Below are 15526 nucleotides of genomic sequence, written 5' to 3' on the forward strand. Positions count from 1 at the left end.
CGGCTGTGGATAAGTTCTGCAGGAGTTGGAGGAGGCGTCGAGGATTGGTCCATGGGGGAAGAGACACAAACGAGAGCGTTCACTGTGGCCGAGGGGTACCAGCGGGGACTCAGCGAAGGGCAGCTTCGGACTCGGCAGTATGCACGACCGTTCCATGGCGTGAGGGTCACAGGCGCATTCGATTCACAAGACCTCCGCGCGCGATGTCACGCGCTCCGGGTCAGAATGCGACCCGGGCAGGTCTTCAGTCATGAGACCGCGGCCATGCTGCACAGCTTTCCGCTGCAGTGGTCGCGTTCCCGACCAGACGCGGATCTCCATCTCAGCGTGTTCGAGCCGGATCGCGCGCCCCAGCTGCGAGGGGTGCGATCGCACGAGCTCAAGGCGGTCGGCCATCGAGTCGTGTTCTTGGATGGCCTAGCAGTTCTCGGCCGCGAGGACACCTGGGCGCAGCTTTCGCCGCGGGCCGCGGTGGAGGAGCTGGTCGTCCTCGCCGACTGGCTCATCACAGGAGACGAACCCTATTCCGGCGTTCCGGCAGCGACCACCATCGACGAACTCGATCGCGCCATCGCCCGGCGCGGACGCATGCGCGGCGTCCGCAGCCTGCGCCAGGCTCGAGATCTCGCACGCTATGGATCGCTGTCACCTCAAGAGACCAGGCCCCGATTGGCGATGGTCGCAGCAGGTCTGCCCGAGCCTTCGTTGAACCACCGGATCGTCGATCGCGACGGCGCCCTCGTGGCGATGGTCGACCTTGCCTATCCCGACCAGCGAATCGCCATCGAATACCAGGGCGACCACCACAGAACCGTCAAGAGCGTGTATCGAGACGACATCCTGCGCCGCGAGCGGCTCACCGAGCGCGGCTGGTCGGTCATCTTCACGACCGCCGAAGACGTCGCCTCCCCCGCCTACCTCATCGTCCGGCTGCGTCGCTTGCTCGCGAGCACAGGGAAATCGTCGTGAAATCGGCGAAATCGCAACGGATTTCCTGTGCTCGGGGGCTACTGGGCGGCTAGTTCTTGGGCTCGGGTGAGGGCGGCGGTGGTGGCGCGGGTGAAGAGGGACGGGAGGTCGGCTTCGGAGAGGACGGCGATGGCGCGTTCGGTGGTGCCGTTGGGGCTGGTGACGCGGCGGCGGAGCTCGGCCGGGTCCTCGCCGGAGGCCACAAGCAGTTCGGAGGCGCCGAGGAAGGTGCCGTTCACCAGGGTGCGCGCCTGCTCGGGCGTGAAGCCCTTCTCGATGGCGGCCGCGGTCAGCGCCTCCACGAGGAGGAACACGTAGGCCGGGCCCGAGCCGGAGATGGTGCTGAGCGCGTCGAGCTGGGACTCCGGCACCTCCACGACCTCCCCGACGGTCTCGAAGAGCGCGCGGACCAGCGCGAGGTCATCCGGCTCGGAGCGGTTGCCCGGGCTGATCCCGGTGACCGCCTTGCCGACGACCGCTGGCGTGTTGGGCATCGAGCGGACCACGACCACCGACGGAGGCAGCAGCGACTCGAAGGTCGTGATGGTGACTCCGGCCGCGACGCTCACGACGATGGCGCCGGGCGTCAGCGAATCGGCGATTTCGCGCAGGAGGTCGGGCACCATGCCCGGCTTGACCGCGACGATCACGAGCTCGGCGCCGTCGACCGCGAGCCGGTTGGCGTCGCCGTCGTGCTCGGTCGCGTAGGCCGTCACACCGGGGATCCCGGCGAGCTCGGCCGCCCGCGCCTTCGACCGGTTGGTCACCCGGATCCCGCCGGACACGGTCACTCCCGGCGCGGTCAGCCCGGAGAGGATGGCGCGCCCCATCGACCCTGCTCCGAGCATCGCGATGGTGGGCAGCGTGACGTTCTTCGTGTCGCTCATGAGCCCATCCTAGGATGAGGGCATGAGCGCAGAAGGCGGCACCAGGGCGATCGTCGCGGCCTTCGCCGCCAACCTCGGGATCGCCCTCACCAAGTTCATCGCGTGGGCGTTCTCCGGCTCGTCGTCCATGCTCGCGGAGGGCGTGCACTCGGTCGCCGACTCGGGCAACCAGCTGCTCCTCCTGCTCGGCGGACGCCAGGCCAAGAAGAAGGCCGACAAGGAGCACCCGTTCGGCTACGGCCGCGAGCGCTACGTCTACGCGTTCGTCGTCTCGATCATCCTGTTCTCCGTCGGCGGCGTCTTCTCCCTCTACGAAGGTGTGGAGAAGCTGACGCATCCGCACCCGCTGGAGAACTGGTGGCTGCCGCTGCTCGTGCTCGCCGTCGCGATCGGCCTGGAGTCGTTCTCGCTCCGGACGGCCGTGCACGAGTCGAACCCGCTCCGCAAGGGGATGTCGTGGCCGCAGTTCATCCGCCGCGCGAAGGCCCCGGAGCTGCCGGTCGTGCTGCTGGAGGATGTCGCCGCGCTGACCGGTCTGGTCTTCGCGCTGATCGGCGTCGGGCTCACCATCATCACCGGCAACGGCGTCTGGGACGGCGTCGGGACCGTCCTGATCGGCCTCCTGCTCGTGGCCGTCGCGATCGTCCTAGGGATCGAGACCAAGAGCCTCCTGGTCGGCGAGGGCGCGTCCGACGCCGACGTGGAGGCCATCCAGCGCGCGATCCTGGCCGGCGACGAGGTCGAGCGGATCATCCACATGCGCACGCTCTACCTCGGGCCCGACGAGCTGCTGGTCGGCGCCAAGCTCGCCGTCGCGGGCGAGCAGACCATGCTGGAGGTCTCGGCCGCCATCGACACGATCGAGCGCCGCATCCGCGACGCGGTCCCCGTCGCCCGGGTCATCTACATCGAGCCGGACGTGTGGGTCGACCCGAACGAGCGGCACCCCGCCACCGACACCGTCATCATCAAAGGACTCGAGTGACCCGCACCGCGCTGATCCTGCAGCACGACCCGTCCATCCACCTCGGCAACATCGGCCCGGTTCTCGTCGAGCACGGCTACGACCTCCGCATCGTCGACGTGACGACTCAGGACGTCTCCGCCCTCGACCCGCACGAAGCCGACCTCGTCGTCGTGCTCGGCGGCGAGATGGGCGCCTACCAGACGGACGAGTTCCCCTTCCTCGCCGCCGAGCGGGACCTGCTGCGCAGCCGCCTCGACGCCGAGCGGCCGACGCTCGGCGTGTGCCTGGGCGCGCAGCTCATGGCCGGCGCCCTCGGCGAGCGCGTCTACAAGGGCGACACCATGCAGATCGGTTTCCGGCGCGTGGAGCCGACGGAGGCCGGCGCGGCGTCGCCGATCCGGCACTTCGACGGGGTGCCGGTGGTGGAGTGGCACGGCGACACCTTCGAGCTCCCGGAGCGGGCGACCCGGCTGGCGTCCTCGAGCGACTACTCCAACGAGGCGTTCTCGATCGGCGGCTTCGCGCTGGCGGTGCAGTTCCATCCCGAGGTGACGGACGAGATGCACGAGAAGTGGGTCGCGGACGGTTACAACGAGTTGGACGAGCACGCGATCGACCCGGAGGCCATGCGCGAGGACCGCGCCCTGTACTCCGCGCGGATGCAGGAGGCCTCCCGCGCCGCCTTCTCGGAGTGGCTGGCGGCGCTCCCCCGCTGAGCCGGGTCAGCGCTTCGCGCGGAAGAAGTCGAGCAGCAGGTCGGCGCACTCCTCGGCGAGGACGCCGGGGTACACGGCGACCTGGTGGTTGAGCCGCCGGTCGCGGAGGACGTCGTACACCGAGCCTCCCGCACCGGCCTTCTCGTCCCACGCCCCGAAGACCACGGTCGGCACCCGCGCGGCCAGCACGGCGCCGGCGCACATCACGCACGGCTCCAGCGTGACCACCAGCGTGCAGCCCTCCAGGTGCCAGTCGTCGCGGGTCGCCGCGGCGGCGCGGAGGGCGAGGATCTCGGCGTGCGCGGTCGGGTCGCGGTGCAGTTCGCGCTCGTTGCGCCCCGTCCCGATGACCTCGCCGTGCTCGTCCAGCACGAGCGCCGCGACCGGCACGTCGCCGGTGCCGAAGGCCAGCCGGGCGTCCGCGACGGCACGGCGCATCCACCGCTCGTAGTCGGCGGGCACGGGAAGGGTCACGGCTGCTCCTCGTCGGGGCCCCGGGCGGGGCCGGTTCGGCTAGCCTTGAGCCTATGCGAGTGCACGTAGCTGACCACCCCCTCATCACCCACAAGCTCTCCGTGCTCCGCAACAAGGAGACCCCGTCGCCCGTGTTCCGGGCGCTCACGGAGGAGCTCGTCACCCTGCTGGCCTACGAGGCCACCCGAGCCGTGCGGGTCGAGCCGGTGGAGATCGAGACCCCGGTGACCACGACGATGGGCGTCACCCTCAGCCAGCCGCGCCCGCTGGTCGTCCCGATCCTGCGCGCGGGCCTCGGGATGCTGGAGGGCATGGTCCGGCTGATGCCGACCGCCGAGGTCGGCTTCCTGGGCATGGCGCGCAACGAGGAGACCCTCGAGCCGACCACCTACGCCGAGCGCCTGCCGATGGACCTCTCCGACCGGCAGTGCTTCGTCCTCGACCCGATGCTGGCGACCGGAGGCTCGCTCGGCGCCGCTATCGACTTCCTGTTCAAGCGCAACGCCGTCGACGTCACGGCCATCTGCATCCTCGCCGCCCCGGAGGGTCTGGCGGCCCTGGAGAAGGCGACCGAGGGCCGCGACGTGACCATCGTGCTCGGCGCGCTGGACGAGCGGTTGAACGAGAACGGATACATTGTGCCCGGTCTCGGCGACGCCGGAGACCGTTTGTACGGCACTGTGTAGGGTGTCGAGCACCTCTGAAACATTCCGTCACGATTTGACACGACGGGTCACCGGGCGGTTTACTTCTCAACATGACTGACAACTCGCGCACCCTGACCTCCTTCGAGGCCCTTGGGGATGCCGGCATGATGATGCCCGGCCGCGACTCGGTCATGTGTTGCCGAATGTGTCGCTAATCTGACGACCCTTTCGCCGAGCGGTCGCCCACCGACGCAGACGAGCGTCGGCACCGGGCACAGCTCCCCGGGCGCGCCACACGAACGCACCCGCGCATCAGTCCCTTTCTGAACAGGGACACCTCGTCACACCGGAGAACCCGTCCCGGCACATCCTCCTCAGCAGCTCCATCCGGAGCTCGAACGCAGGAGACCAGCCGTACCCGGGTCCGGACGCATCATCATCACCGAAGGACTCCCCTCCCATGTCTCTCGCAACCGTCGACACCCTCCGCCCCTCCGCTCCCGCCCCGGTCGCCGCTCCCGCGCCGGCCCCCCGCCTCCGCGCCGTCCCCGAGGGGACCGAGGCCCGCGGCTTCGTCCTCTACGTCGGCATCGACGAGCTGAAGGCCGCCGCCGCCGGCACCGACCTCGGCCGCATCGTCGAGGCCCTCAAGCAGCTGACCGCCGAGCTGGCCCCGGAGGCCGAGACCTACGCCGCCGTCGCCCTCGCCCCGGCCGGCGCCGGCGGCCGCGATGTGGACGTCGTCCGCCTCGCCCTGCAGGACCCGGCCGCGATCGCCAAGCACCGCCACACCGCGACCGTCGACGAGGACGAGGACCGCGCCGCCTCCGGCGTCGTCGTCGACATCTCGCGCAAGCGCCTGGTGCTCGACAACCAGACCGTCTCGCTCACCTACAAGGAGTTCGAGCTCCTGCAGTACCTGGTGCTGCGCGAGGGCCGCACCATCGAGCGCGCCGAGTTGATCTCCTCGCTCTGGTCGAACGCCGACGAGGACGAGATCCCGAACGAGCGCACCATCGACGTCCACGTCCGCCGCTTGCGCGCCAAGCTGGGCCGCTACGAGGACATCGTGCGCACCGTGCGCGGCGTCGGCTACCGCTTCGACCGTCACGCCGACGTGTCCATCCGCCACGCCAGCGCCCCCTCCCCCGACCTCTTCTAAGCCGTCGCGATCCAGCCCGCGAGCACAGGAAAACCGTCGCGATCCTGAGGTGGATCACGACGGTTTTCCTGTGCTCGGCGGCTGCGGGGGGCGGCGTCAGGCGGAGCGCTGGTAGATGCGGAAGGCGTTCGTGGCCAGCGCGGCCATGACGACGGCCAGGGCGGCCAGGAGGCCGGCGTGGCCCCAGAGGCTCGCCCAGTCCGGCGTCGCGCTCAAGGCCTCGCGACCGACGATCACCGCCCACTCGAACGGGTTGTAGGCAGCGGCGTTCCGCACCCACTCCGGCGACAGCCTGGTGTTCATGATCGCCGAGCTGAGGAACATCAGCGGCAGCGTGATGAGCTGCGAGATGCCGATCAGCGCGGTCTGGTCGCGGGCGAGAAGCGCCACCGCGTTGGAGAAGGAGCAGAACACCGCGGTCAGCAGCACCACCCCGAGCAGGAGCAGCAGCATCCCGCCCAGGCCGCCGTCGAAGCGCGCGCCCGCCCAGAAGGCGATCCCGACCACGATGAGCGACTGCACGACGGCCAGGATCGACTGGTAGACGAGCGTCGACACGATCATCGCGCCGCGGTTGGTGGGCGACGTGAGGAAGCGGTCCATCACGCCGCGGTCCATGTCCTGGATGTACACGGTGCCCGACCAGGCGCTCCCGAACAGCGCGAGCATCATCACGACGCCCGGCGTCAGGAACTCGAGGTAGCTCTGCCCGACACCGAACCCGGGGATCTCGATGACGGACTTGAAGAGCTGCCCGAACAGCAGTAGCCAGATCACCGGCTGCACCAGGTTCATCACCAGGAACGCGGGCATCCGCATCGCCCAGCGGAGCTGGCGGCCGGTGAGCAGCAGCGTGTGGGTCAGGAAGGTCGGCCCCGGGCGGCGCACGGTGCGGGGCGGGACGGTCGCGATGGCGGTCATGATGCGGTCTCCAGAACGTGCTCGGCGGACTCCTGCGCCCGCGTGAAGGTGCGGCCGGTGTGCCGCAGGTAGACGTCGTCCAGGCTGGGCCGGGCGACCGTGGCGGAGGCGACGACGACGGCCGCGGCCTCCAGGGCGGCGAGCGCGGCGGGCAGGGTGGCGGCGCCGTTGTCCGCGCGGGCGCGCAGCGTCCGTCCGTCGCCGCCGACCTCGCGCAGGGCGCCGACCCGCTCCAGCGCCGCGAGCGCCACGACGGCGTCGGCGTCCGGTGCGAGCTCCACGATCACGGCGTCGCCGCGGAGACCGTTCTTCAGCTCCTCCGGGGTGCCGCCGGTGACGATGCGGCCGTGGTCGACGATCGCCAGCCGGTCGGCGAGGCGGTCGGCCTCGTCCAGGTAGTGGGTCGTGAGCAGCACGGTGAGGTTCTCGGCCCCGGTCATCCGCTCCAGCTCCGCCCACAGCTCGGCGCGCGCCTCCGGGTCGAGGCCGGTGGTCGGCTCGTCCAGGAAGAGCACCTCCGGCCGGTGCATGAGCCCGATCGCGACGTCCAGCTTGCGCGCCATGCCGCCGGAGTAGGTCTTGACCTGGCGACCGGCGTGCTCGGTGAGCCCGAACCGGTCGAGCAGCGCGCGGGCGCGGGCCTTCGCGTCGCGGCCGCTCATCCCCTGCAGCCGCCCCGCGAGGACGAGGTTCTCCGCTCCGGTGTCGTTGGGGTCGGAGACGGGCTTCTGAGCAACGAACCCGATCGCCCTGCGCACCCGGCCGGGGTTGCGGTTCACGTCGATCCCGGCGACGAAGGCGGTCCCGGAGTCGGCGCGGGCGAGCGTGGACAGGATCTTCATGGTGGTGGACTTGCCGGCGCCGTTGGGGCCGAGGAGTCCGAAGACGGTGCCGGAGGCGACCTCGAAGCCGAGGTCGTCGACGGCGCGGACGACGGGCTTGCCCCGGCCTCCGCTGTAGGACTTGACGAGGTGCTCGGCGGCGATCGCCGAGCCGGTGCGTGGTGCCACGAGTGGCTTCCTTTCATCTCGGGCAGCCACCGCGGCGGGCATATCATGGAGAAAGCCCTCGGTGACTGTTGACGCAGGTTCCGCAAGGAACGGAATCGAAGGTGTGGATGGCCGGAGAGTTGCCGCTCTCCGGCCATCGTTCTGTCTGCTGTGCGGCGCTCAGGTGCCTGCCGGGCTGGGCGCTTCCGCCGTGCCGAACAGGTCGGCCACCTCCCGTCCGAAGTCTCCTGCGGCGATCCGGTCGCGGATCTCCGCCATGTCGTGGCCCTGGCCGAACAGCTCCCAGAGCCGCTCCCACCAGTCGACGCCGCCGAGCGACCGGTCGCGGATGCGCGCGGCGAGGTCGGCGACGAAGGCGCGCTCCGCCTCCATGATCGCGACGCGGTACCGGGACTCGATCATGAAGAGCTCGGGCAGCGGGAGGGCGAGCGCGCGTTCGTACTCGCCGGCCCGCTCGGCGAGCTCGGCGTCCAGGAGGTCGCGCCGGCGTTCCAGCAGCTCGGCGGCGACCTCCGGGGCGAGCATCGGCAGCAGCGACAGGCCGGTCTCGATCGCGGGGTACTCCTTGACCGGGACGGCGATGAGCTCGCGCATCCAGCCGTCGGCCTCCGCGCGCCCGGCCTCCGTGATCTCGTACACCACCCGCTCCGGACGGTTGCCCTCGCGCTCGGTCTGCGCCACGCGGATGAAGCCGTGCTTCTCCAGCGACTTGATGACGGCGTAGAGGGAGCCGAAGTTGAGGCGGATGCTGTCCTCTTTGCCGCGCTCCCGCATCGTCGTCGTCATCTCGTACGGATACATCGGCTTCTCCCAGAGGCAGGCCAGGACGGCCAGCGCCAGAGGGTTGGACACCGCTCGCTTGGCCATTGCTCACCTCCGAATACTCTGATTAGAGTATTCGACTTCGGATAGGCAAAAGTCAAGCCTCCCGGCCGAAGACCGGGAGGCTTGATGTGCCTGCGACTACGCGCTCAGGCGCGGGTAGTCCGTGTAGCCCTCGGCGCCCGGGCTGTAGAAGGTCGCCGGGTTGGGCTCGTTCTCCGGGTGCTCGCCCTTCCAGCGCTCCACCAGGTCGGGGTTGGCGATGGCGAGACGCCCCACGGCCACCGCGTCCGCGTGCGCGTCCTCGACCAGCGTGATCGCCTCGTCGCGCGTGGTGACCGAAGCGAAGCCGCTGTTCACGATGAACGGGCCTCCGAAGCGCCGGCGCAGGTCCTGGACGAGCGGGCTGGTGGGGTCGCTGTGCAGCACGCTCACATAGGCGAGGCCGAGCGGCGCGAGCCCGTCGACCACGGCCTGGTAGGTGGCGGTGGCGTCGGCGAGGTCGGTCTCGAAGACATCCTGGATGTTGTGCATCGGTGACAGGCGGATGCCCACCCGCCCGGCGCCCACGGCCTCGGCGATCGCGGTGGTCACCTCGACGACGAAGCGCGCCCGCGCCTCCGGGGACCCGCCGTACTGGTCGTCGCGGACGTTGGAGACCGGCGAGAGGAACTGGTGCAGGAGGTAGCCGTTGGCGCCGTGCACCTCGACCCCGTCGAGCCCGGCCGCGATGGCGTTCTTCGCCGCCGTGACGAACTCGTCGCGCACGGTCGCGAGCTCGTCGGTGGTGAGCGCGTGCGGCACCGGGTAGGCGACCTTGCCGGTGGTGGTGCGCGTCTCGCCGTCGATCGCGACGGCGCTCGGCGCGACGATCCGGTCCGTCCCCGTGATCAGCGGGTGCGAGACGCGACCGCTGTGCATGAGCTGCATGACGATGCGGCCGCCCTCGGCGTGCACGGCGTCGGCGACGGCGCGCCAGCCGGCGATCTGCTCCTCCGTGACGATGCCCGGCTGGCCGGGGTACGCACGCGACTCGTGACTCGGGTAGGTGCCCTCGGAGATGATGAGGCCGACGCTCGCCCGCTGCGCATAGTGTTCCGCGACCAGGGGCCCGGGGATGCCGGCCTCGCCCGAACGCGTCCGGGTGAGCGGCGCCATCACGACGCGGTTGGGAAGGTGGAGATCGCCGAGCGAGACGGGGGAGAACAGATCCATCGAGGGAAGCCTTTCGGTAGATGGGGATGCGGCCGATCGGGCGCAGCCTGCGCCGGGCACGGCCCCTGACGTGAACAGAGCGCGCAACCGCACTATTCCGACCGGCCGGTCCACCCTCAGCGGGGGGATAACCTTCCCCAAGAGAATTCGCAGCAAAAATAACGACTTGATAACTAGCACCCGTTACCTCTTCGTTATATAGTTCAAGAGCAATGGTTGTTTGCTGTGGCAGCCATCGCGGAATGTGATTGCAGGACACTCTTGGTGCAAGGGAGAGGGCCGGCCGCTAGCCTCTGCGGCCGGCCCTCAATCTTTCTAACTCGCCCGGGCCGCGGTCCCCGTCCTCCGGAATGCCGTGCTGGCACGGATGAGCAGTGTCGGCGCATGATGAGAAGATGCGAACGCATTGACCAGTCGAGCGCGAAGGGGTGTCGCCATGAGCATGGGCACGACCACGGCAGGTCCCGCGAAGCGATCCAGGACGACCGCGGTCTCGGCGTGGGAGTCGCTCTTCCGCGCGCAGGTGGCCGTCATGCGGACGCTGGCGGCCGAGTTCCCGACCAGGGACATCTCGTTCAACGAGTACGACGTCCTGTTCAACCTCTCGCGCCAGCCCGACCGCTCGCTGCGGCTGCGCGACCTCAACAAGCACGTCCTGCTCACCCAGCCGAGCGTGAGCAGGCTGGTCGACCGGCTGGCCGCACGCGGCTTCGTCGCAAAGGTCCCGGAGCCCTCCGACGCGCGCGGGACCATCATCACGCTGACCGACACCGGCTTCGAGATGTTCCGCCGGGTCGCGTTCGACCACATGCGCTCGATCGCCCAGCGCGTCGGCACACGGCTGGACAACGACGAACTGGAGCAGCTGGCCGCCCTGTGCGACAAGCTCCGCGGCGACGAGTGACGGCGATCGCTTCGGCACAGGCGGGTTCCTGAACGAGTTCTCCACAAGCCGGGCGGAACCTCGGGGACCCGCCAAGCGGCACGCGTATCATGGCGCGCATGACGGCTGACGGACGCAGAAGATGGAAGTGGGCGCCCGCGCTGCTCGGATTCGTGGCACTGAGCGCTGTCGCCGGTCTCCTCGCGGCCGCGGCGGTGACGCCCGCCGTCGCCCTCACCGGATCGGCCGCCGACTCGACCATCAACGTCTTCGACGGCCTCCCCGAGTACGTCAAGGTCGAGCCGCTGGCGCAGGCGTCGACCATGTACGCGTCCTCCGCCGGCAAAGAGGTGCCGATCGCCACGTTCTACTCGCAGAACCGCGTGGAGGTCGGCTGGGACGCCATCTCGCAGAACCTCAAGGACGCGGCGATCGCCACGGAGGACCCGCGCTTCTACGAGCACGGCGGCGTCGACGTCACCGGAACGCTCCGCGGCGCCGTGCTGACAGCGCTGCACAAGTCGGTGCAGGGCGGCTCGTCCATCACCCAGCAGTACGTCAAGAACATCCTCGTGCAGCGCTGCGAGAGCAAGCAGCCGGACCCGACGGCGTCGGACGCCGTGCAGAAGAAGCAGTACAAGGCGTACCAGGCCTGCTACAGCGACGCCACGGCCGTCGACCCGGTGCGCAAGCTCAAGGAGATGCGCTACGCGATCGGCCTCGAGAAGGAGTACTCGAAGAACGACATCCTGCAGAGCTACCTCAACATCGCTCTGTTCGGCGGTCGCGTCTACGGGGTCCAGTCCGCGGCCGAGTACTACTTCGGGGTGTCCGCCAAGGACATCTCGCTCCCCCAGGCCGCCACGCTCATCGCGATCCTCAACAACCCGGACAACCTCCGCATCGACCAGCCTGACAACAAGGTCAACGGCGCGGCCAACGGCTACGCCCAGACCCTCGCCCGGCGCAACTACGTGCTCGACCGCATGCTGGTGAACGGCAAGATCACCAAGGAGGAGCACGACGCCGCGAAGGCGACGAAGGTCGAGCCCAAGATCAGCCAGATGTCGAACGGCTGCATGACCGCGCAGCAGTACAACGCGGCGTTCTTCTGCGATTACGTCGAGCGGACCATCGAGCAGGATCCGATCTTCGGCAAGACCTCCGACGACCGGTCGAGCTTCCTCACGCGCGGCGGCCTCCAGATCTACACGACGCTCAACCTCGACCTGCAGTCGCAGGCGCAGCAGGCGGTGTCGGCGTACATCCCGCCGACGAGCCCGAACCTCGACCTCGGGTCGTCCAACGTGTCCGTGGAGGTCGGCACCGGCCGGGTCGTCACCATGGTGCAGAACCGGCAGTACGACAACACGGCGTCCCCTGCGGCCGGGACGACAGCGGTCAACTACAACACCGACTACGACTACGGAGGCTCGGAGGGCTTCCAGACCGGATCCTCGTACAAGGCGTTCGACCTGCTCGAATGGCTGAAGGAGGGCCACACCCTCTTCGAGTCGGTGAACGGCACGCAGCACACCTTCCCGCAGACCGCCTTCCACGAGAGCGACCCGTGCAACGACATCGGCGGGTCCCCGTGGAACGTCTCCAATGACGAAGGCGAGTCGGTCACATCCTCGACGGTGATGAACGCGACCGCGGCGTCGATCAACTCGATCTTCGCGATGATGGCCACCAAGCTAGACCTCTGCGGCATCAAGCAGGGCGCGCAGGACCTCCTGGTGCACGGCGCCGACGAGGCGACCAACCCGTTCCGGGCGAACCCCTCCTCGGTGCTCGGCACCAACTACATCGCCCCGATCACGATGGCGACGGCGTACGCCGGCATCGCCAACAACGGCAAGGCCTGCAGCCCGGTCGCGATCGACAAGATCGTCTCCTCGGACGGCGCCCAGCACCCCGTGCCCAAGACGCAGTGCTCGACGACCCCGATCGATCCGGGGGTCGCGGCGGCCGCGATCTACGCACTGCAGGGCGTCCTCCGCGGGGGCGGCACCGCGGCCTCCGCGAACCCGAACGACGGCGTCCCGATCTTCGGCAAGACCGGAACGACCGACAACTCGGTCGAGAACTGGCTGGTGACCTCCACCACGAAGATCGCCCAGGCGACCTGGGTGGGCAACGTCTCGGGCGGCGTGGCCCTCCGCAGCCAGTCGTTCCAGGGCGTCGGCGGCGGAAACGTCAAGTTCTCGATCGTGAAACGCATCCAGACGGCGCTCGACGCCGCCTACGGCGGGACGGCCTTCCCCGCGCCGCCGGCCAAGTTCCTCGGCGCGCCGGCCGCTCCGAAGACGACGGCTCCGGCGCCCGGCGCACCCGGCGCCCCGGCGCCCAACCCGGGTCCGCCCGCCGGCGGCAACCCGGGCGGCGGAGGCGGCAAGGGCAAGGGCGGCGGCCACGGCTGAGCCCGCTCGGGCCTCTGACGGCTCGGGCCTCTGACCGGTCGGGCCTCCGACCGGTCAGGCCCCTGACCGGTCAGGCCGGCCGGCTCGCCGCCGAGCGCTCGGCGACCTCCTTCACTCCCTGCAGCATGGCGACCCAGTTGTCCCGGGAGTGCCGTGCGGCCTCCACGGTCGGGTTGTTGTCCTGGTCGAGCGTGATGTGCGTGCCCTCCGGCGTCGCGTTCAGCTCGAAGTGCAGGGCGTGGTAGTTCTCCGGGACGTCGGGCAGGCCGCTGAGCGGGCTGAAGTGCGTGAGCACGATCCGCCAGGGCTCCTCCCGGTCGTCGAGCTCGATCACGCGGCCGTGGTCCTCGAACGCGCGGCCCTGCCACTCCCCCCGCCAGACGATGCGCGAGCCCAGCCGCCAGTCCGAGACCACCTCGGCCCCGAACAGGATCTCGGGATGGGATCCGCTCGACGTCAGCAGCTTCCAGACCTCGCGCCGCGGCGCGCGGACGTCCACCTCCGCTCTCGCGACGTAGTTGCCCATGGCTCCTCCCGGTCGACGCCGCCGCCACCGGCGGCGTTGACGCCCATCACACACCTCCGCGCGCGGAGAGCACAACCCCGCGGGTACGACCGCGCGAGAGGGACCGGCTAGGACCGCTCGAAGACCAACGCCTCCCACGGCTCGACCAGGCCGCGGAGCCCGCGGTCGACCGAGTCGGCCAGGTTGCCGAGCACGAGCGCGGCGTCCTCCCAGCCGGCGAGATCGGCCGGGTCGTACCTGGCCGGCTCCCCGGTCAGGTTCACGAGCACGAGCAGCGCCTTCCCGTCCCGCTCGCGCACGTAGGCGAAGAGCTGCGGATGGTCGGCCAGCACGAGGGTGAAGTCGCCGTCGGCGACGACCGCCGAGCGGTGCCGGAGGTCGATCAGCTGCCGGTAGTAGGAGAACACCGAGTCGGCGGCGTGCGTCTCGGCCGCCGCGTTGACCAGCACGTAGTCCGGGTTCGGCGCGATCCACGGCGTCCCGGTCGTGAAGCCGGCCGCCGGGGCGTCCGACCACTGCATGGGGGTGCGCGCGTTGTCCCGGCTGGTCCGGCGCAGGTCCGCCATCACCTCCGCGGCGTCGCGGCCCTGGATGTCGACGGCCTCCGCGTAGTGGTTGAGCGTCTCGATGTCGCGGAAGTCGTCGATGGACTCGAACGGCACGTTCGCCATCCCGAGCTCCTCGCCCTGGTAGACGTAGGGAGTGCCGCGCATCAGGTGCAGCACCGTGCCGAGCGCCTTGGCCGAGGCCGCCCGGTACTCCGGCCGGTCGTCGCCGAAGCGGCTGACGACGCGCGGCTGGTCGTGGTTGTTCCAGTAGAGGCTGTTCCAGCCGGTGTCCGCGAGGCCTTCCTGCCACTTCGCGAGGTTGCGCTTGAGGTCGAGCACGCTCGCCGGGCGGTCGTCCCACTTGCCGCCGGGACCGTGGTCGAGGTCGACGTGCTCGAACTGGAAGACCATGTCGAGCTCCGCGCGCGCGGGATCCGTGAACAGCCGGGCGTCCTCGATGGTCACGCCCGGCATCTCGCCGACGGTGAGGATGCGGTCGGCGCGCCCGGCGAAGACCTTCTCGTGCATCTCGTGCAGGAACTCGTGGATGCGCGGGCCCTGACCGAAGAACGGGTACCCCTCGCCGTACAGCCGTCCCGGCGGGACCTCGCCGTCGGGCAGCGAGACCACCTTCGAGATGAAGTTGATCACGTCCATCCGGAAGCCGTCGACGCCGCGGTCGAGCCACCAGTTCATCATGTCGTAGACGGCCTCGCGGACCTCCGGGTTCTCCCAGTTGAGGTCGGGCTGCTTGCGCGAGAAGAGGTGCAGGTAGTACTCGCCGGTGGCCGGGTCGAGCTGCCAGGCCGGACCCGAGAAGAACGACCCCCAGTTGTTCGGCTCCGCGCCGTGCGCGCCGGCCTCCAGGCCCTCCCGCGGCGGCCGCCACCAGTACCAGTCGCGCTTGGGGCTGTCGAGCGACGAGGCGGACTCGATGAACCACGGGTGCTCGTCGGAGGTGTGGTTGACCACCAGGTCCATGACCAGCTTGATGCCGCGGGCGTGCAGGCCGGCCAGCAGCTCGTCGAAGTCCTCGAACGTGCCGAACAGCGGGTCGATCGCCCGGTAGTCGCTGATGTCGTAGCCGTTGTCGTCGTGGGGCGAGGCGTAGATCGGCGACAGCCACACCACGTCGACGCCGAGCTCCTGCAGATGGTCGAGGTGCTGGATGATCCCGCGGAGGTCGCCGATGCCGTCGCCGTCGCTGTCCGCGAAGCTGCGCGGGTAGATCTGATAGACGACCGCCGACTTCCACCATGTCTCGCTCACCCGCCCACCTTACCCGCGGGGGCCATTCGCGTTAGCGGGGGCCATTCGCGTTAGCCGGGGCCATTTGCGTGAGCGGGGCGCCCGGCG

Annotated in this window: 15 protein-coding genes; 7 read left to right on the forward strand and 8 right to left on the reverse strand. The window is 69.7% G+C overall.

Features of this window, described 5'->3' with window-relative positions; translation table 11 throughout:
- The first annotated feature begins 264 nt into the window (after positions 1 to 264).
- Positions 265 to 969, forward strand: coding sequence for a hypothetical protein (locus HNR13_RS19090; RefSeq protein ID WP_179608285.1), 705 nt, complete (start codon positions 265 to 267; stop codon positions 967 to 969).
- A gap of 38 nt (positions 970 to 1007) precedes the next feature.
- Here the strand turns inward: HNR13_RS19090 and proC are convergent, their stop codons facing one another.
- Positions 1008 to 1856, reverse strand: coding sequence for a pyrroline-5-carboxylate reductase (proC, locus tag HNR13_RS19095; protein WP_179608287.1), 849 nt, complete (start codon positions 1854 to 1856; stop codon positions 1008 to 1010).
- Positions 1857 to 1878: 22 nt separating this feature from the next.
- Between proC and HNR13_RS19100 the strand changes: the two genes are divergently transcribed.
- Together HNR13_RS19100 and HNR13_RS19105 are read left to right on the forward strand one after the other, a co-directional pair.
- A complete protein-coding gene (locus HNR13_RS19100; RefSeq protein ID WP_179608288.1) occupies positions 1879 to 2841 on the forward strand; it encodes a cation diffusion facilitator family transporter in 963 nt (320 codons plus the stop codon).
- On the forward strand, positions 2838 to 3539 hold the full coding sequence (locus HNR13_RS19105; protein WP_179608290.1) for a glutamine amidotransferase: 702 nt from the start codon (positions 2838 to 2840) through the stop codon (positions 3537 to 3539). The genes HNR13_RS19100 and HNR13_RS19105 overlap by 4 nt, the downstream gene beginning before the upstream one ends.
- A gap of 6 nt (positions 3540 to 3545) precedes the next feature.
- On the opposite strand, the gene tadA is transcribed toward HNR13_RS19105, so the two are convergent.
- On the reverse strand, positions 3546 to 4013 hold the full coding sequence (gene tadA, locus HNR13_RS19110; protein WP_343063624.1) for a tRNA adenosine(34) deaminase TadA: 468 nt from the start codon (positions 4011 to 4013) through the stop codon (positions 3546 to 3548).
- A 53-nt stretch (positions 4014 to 4066) separates the two neighbouring features.
- Between tadA and upp the strand changes: the two genes are divergently transcribed.
- Complete coding sequence (gene upp, locus HNR13_RS19115; RefSeq protein WP_179608292.1) at positions 4067 to 4699, forward strand: uracil phosphoribosyltransferase; 633 nt, start codon at positions 4067 to 4069, stop codon at positions 4697 to 4699.
- Positions 4700 to 5120: 421 nt separating this feature from the next.
- Positions 5121 to 5822 carry a winged helix-turn-helix domain-containing protein gene (locus HNR13_RS19120; protein ID WP_179608294.1) on the forward strand — a complete coding sequence of 234 codons (702 nt, stop codon included), beginning with the start codon at positions 5121 to 5123 and terminating at the stop codon, positions 5820 to 5822.
- Positions 5823 to 5918: 96 nt separating this feature from the next.
- Here the strand turns inward: HNR13_RS19120 and HNR13_RS19125 are convergent, their stop codons facing one another.
- The 4 genes from HNR13_RS19125 to HNR13_RS19140 all read right to left on the reverse strand — a co-directional run bounded on the left by HNR13_RS19125 (position 5919) and on the right by HNR13_RS19140 (position 9790).
- Positions 5919 to 6743, reverse strand: coding sequence for an ABC transporter permease (locus tag HNR13_RS19125; protein WP_179608296.1), 825 nt, complete (start codon positions 6741 to 6743; stop codon positions 5919 to 5921).
- On the reverse strand, positions 6740 to 7795 hold the full coding sequence (locus tag HNR13_RS19130) for an ABC transporter ATP-binding protein (protein WP_179608298.1): 1056 nt from the start codon (positions 7793 to 7795) through the stop codon (positions 6740 to 6742). The genes HNR13_RS19125 and HNR13_RS19130 overlap by 4 nt, the downstream gene beginning before the upstream one ends.
- Positions 7796 to 7912: 117 nt before the next feature.
- A complete protein-coding gene (locus HNR13_RS19135; protein ID WP_179608300.1) occupies positions 7913 to 8620 on the reverse strand; it encodes a PadR family transcriptional regulator in 708 nt (235 codons plus the stop codon).
- 96 nt (positions 8621 to 8716) lie between these two features.
- A complete protein-coding gene (locus HNR13_RS19140; RefSeq protein WP_179608302.1) occupies positions 8717 to 9790 on the reverse strand; it encodes an alkene reductase in 1074 nt (357 codons plus the stop codon).
- Between the two features lie 436 nt (positions 9791 to 10226).
- Here HNR13_RS19140 and HNR13_RS19145 point away from each other — a divergent pair, with 436 nt between their 5' ends.
- Together HNR13_RS19145 and HNR13_RS19150 are read left to right on the forward strand one after the other, a co-directional pair.
- Complete coding sequence (locus HNR13_RS19145) at positions 10227 to 10694, forward strand: MarR family winged helix-turn-helix transcriptional regulator (protein WP_218881269.1); 468 nt, start codon at positions 10227 to 10229, stop codon at positions 10692 to 10694.
- 98 nt (positions 10695 to 10792) lie between these two features.
- Positions 10793 to 13096: a transglycosylase domain-containing protein gene (locus HNR13_RS19150; RefSeq protein ID WP_246312816.1), complete on the forward strand. Its 2304-nt coding sequence runs from the start codon at positions 10793 to 10795 to the stop codon at positions 13094 to 13096.
- Positions 13097 to 13166: 70 nt separating this feature from the next.
- On the opposite strand, the gene HNR13_RS19155 is transcribed toward HNR13_RS19150, so the two are convergent.
- Positions 13167 to 13622 (reverse strand): SRPBCC domain-containing protein, encoded by a 456-nt coding sequence (locus HNR13_RS19155; protein ID WP_179608305.1) that lies wholly within the window; start codon positions 13620 to 13622, stop codon positions 13167 to 13169.
- A gap of 107 nt (positions 13623 to 13729) precedes the next feature.
- On the reverse strand, positions 13730 to 15439 hold the full coding sequence (locus HNR13_RS19160) for an alpha,alpha-phosphotrehalase (RefSeq protein ID WP_179608307.1): 1710 nt from the start codon (positions 15437 to 15439) through the stop codon (positions 13730 to 13732).
- Between the last annotated feature and the right edge of the window lie 87 nt (positions 15440 to 15526).

The organism is Leifsonia shinshuensis (genome assembly GCF_013410375.1).
GTDB lineage: Bacteria > Actinomycetota > Actinomycetes > Actinomycetales > Microbacteriaceae > Leifsonia > Leifsonia shinshuensis.

What these genes read in the sequence shown, in the direction of transcription:
- HNR13_RS19140 (WP_179608302.1), bottom strand. Translation starts at nt 9,790, where the DNA reads ATGGATCTGTTCTCCCCCGTCTCGCTCGGCGATCTCCACCTTCCCAAC.
- HNR13_RS19130 (WP_179608298.1), bottom strand. Translation starts at nt 7,795, where the DNA reads ATGCCCGCCGCGGTGGCTGCCCGAGATGAAAGGAAGCCACTCGTGGCA.
- upp (WP_179608292.1), top strand. Translation starts at nt 4,067, where the DNA reads ATGCGAGTGCACGTAGCTGACCACCCCCTCATCACCCACAAGCTCTCC.
- HNR13_RS19090 (WP_179608285.1), top strand. Translation starts at nt 265, where the DNA reads ATGCTGCACAGCTTTCCGCTGCAGTGGTCGCGTTCCCGACCAGACGCG.
- HNR13_RS19135 (WP_179608300.1), bottom strand. Translation starts at nt 8,620, where the DNA reads ATGGCCAAGCGAGCGGTGTCCAACCCTCTGGCGCTGGCCGTCCTGGCC.
- HNR13_RS19125 (WP_179608296.1), bottom strand. Translation starts at nt 6,743, where the DNA reads ATGACCGCCATCGCGACCGTCCCGCCCCGCACCGTGCGCCGCCCGGGG.
- HNR13_RS19100 (WP_179608288.1), top strand. Translation starts at nt 1,879, where the DNA reads ATGAGCGCAGAAGGCGGCACCAGGGCGATCGTCGCGGCCTTCGCCGCC.
- proC (WP_179608287.1), bottom strand. Translation starts at nt 1,856, where the DNA reads ATGAGCGACACGAAGAACGTCACGCTGCCCACCATCGCGATGCTCGGA.
- HNR13_RS19155 (WP_179608305.1), bottom strand. Translation starts at nt 13,622, where the DNA reads ATGGGCAACTACGTCGCGAGAGCGGAGGTGGACGTCCGCGCGCCGCGG.
- HNR13_RS19120 (WP_179608294.1), top strand. Translation starts at nt 5,121, where the DNA reads ATGTCTCTCGCAACCGTCGACACCCTCCGCCCCTCCGCTCCCGCCCCG.
- HNR13_RS19150 (WP_246312816.1), top strand. Translation starts at nt 10,793, where the DNA reads ATGACGGCTGACGGACGCAGAAGATGGAAGTGGGCGCCCGCGCTGCTC.
- HNR13_RS19145 (WP_218881269.1), top strand. Translation starts at nt 10,227, where the DNA reads ATGAGCATGGGCACGACCACGGCAGGTCCCGCGAAGCGATCCAGGACG.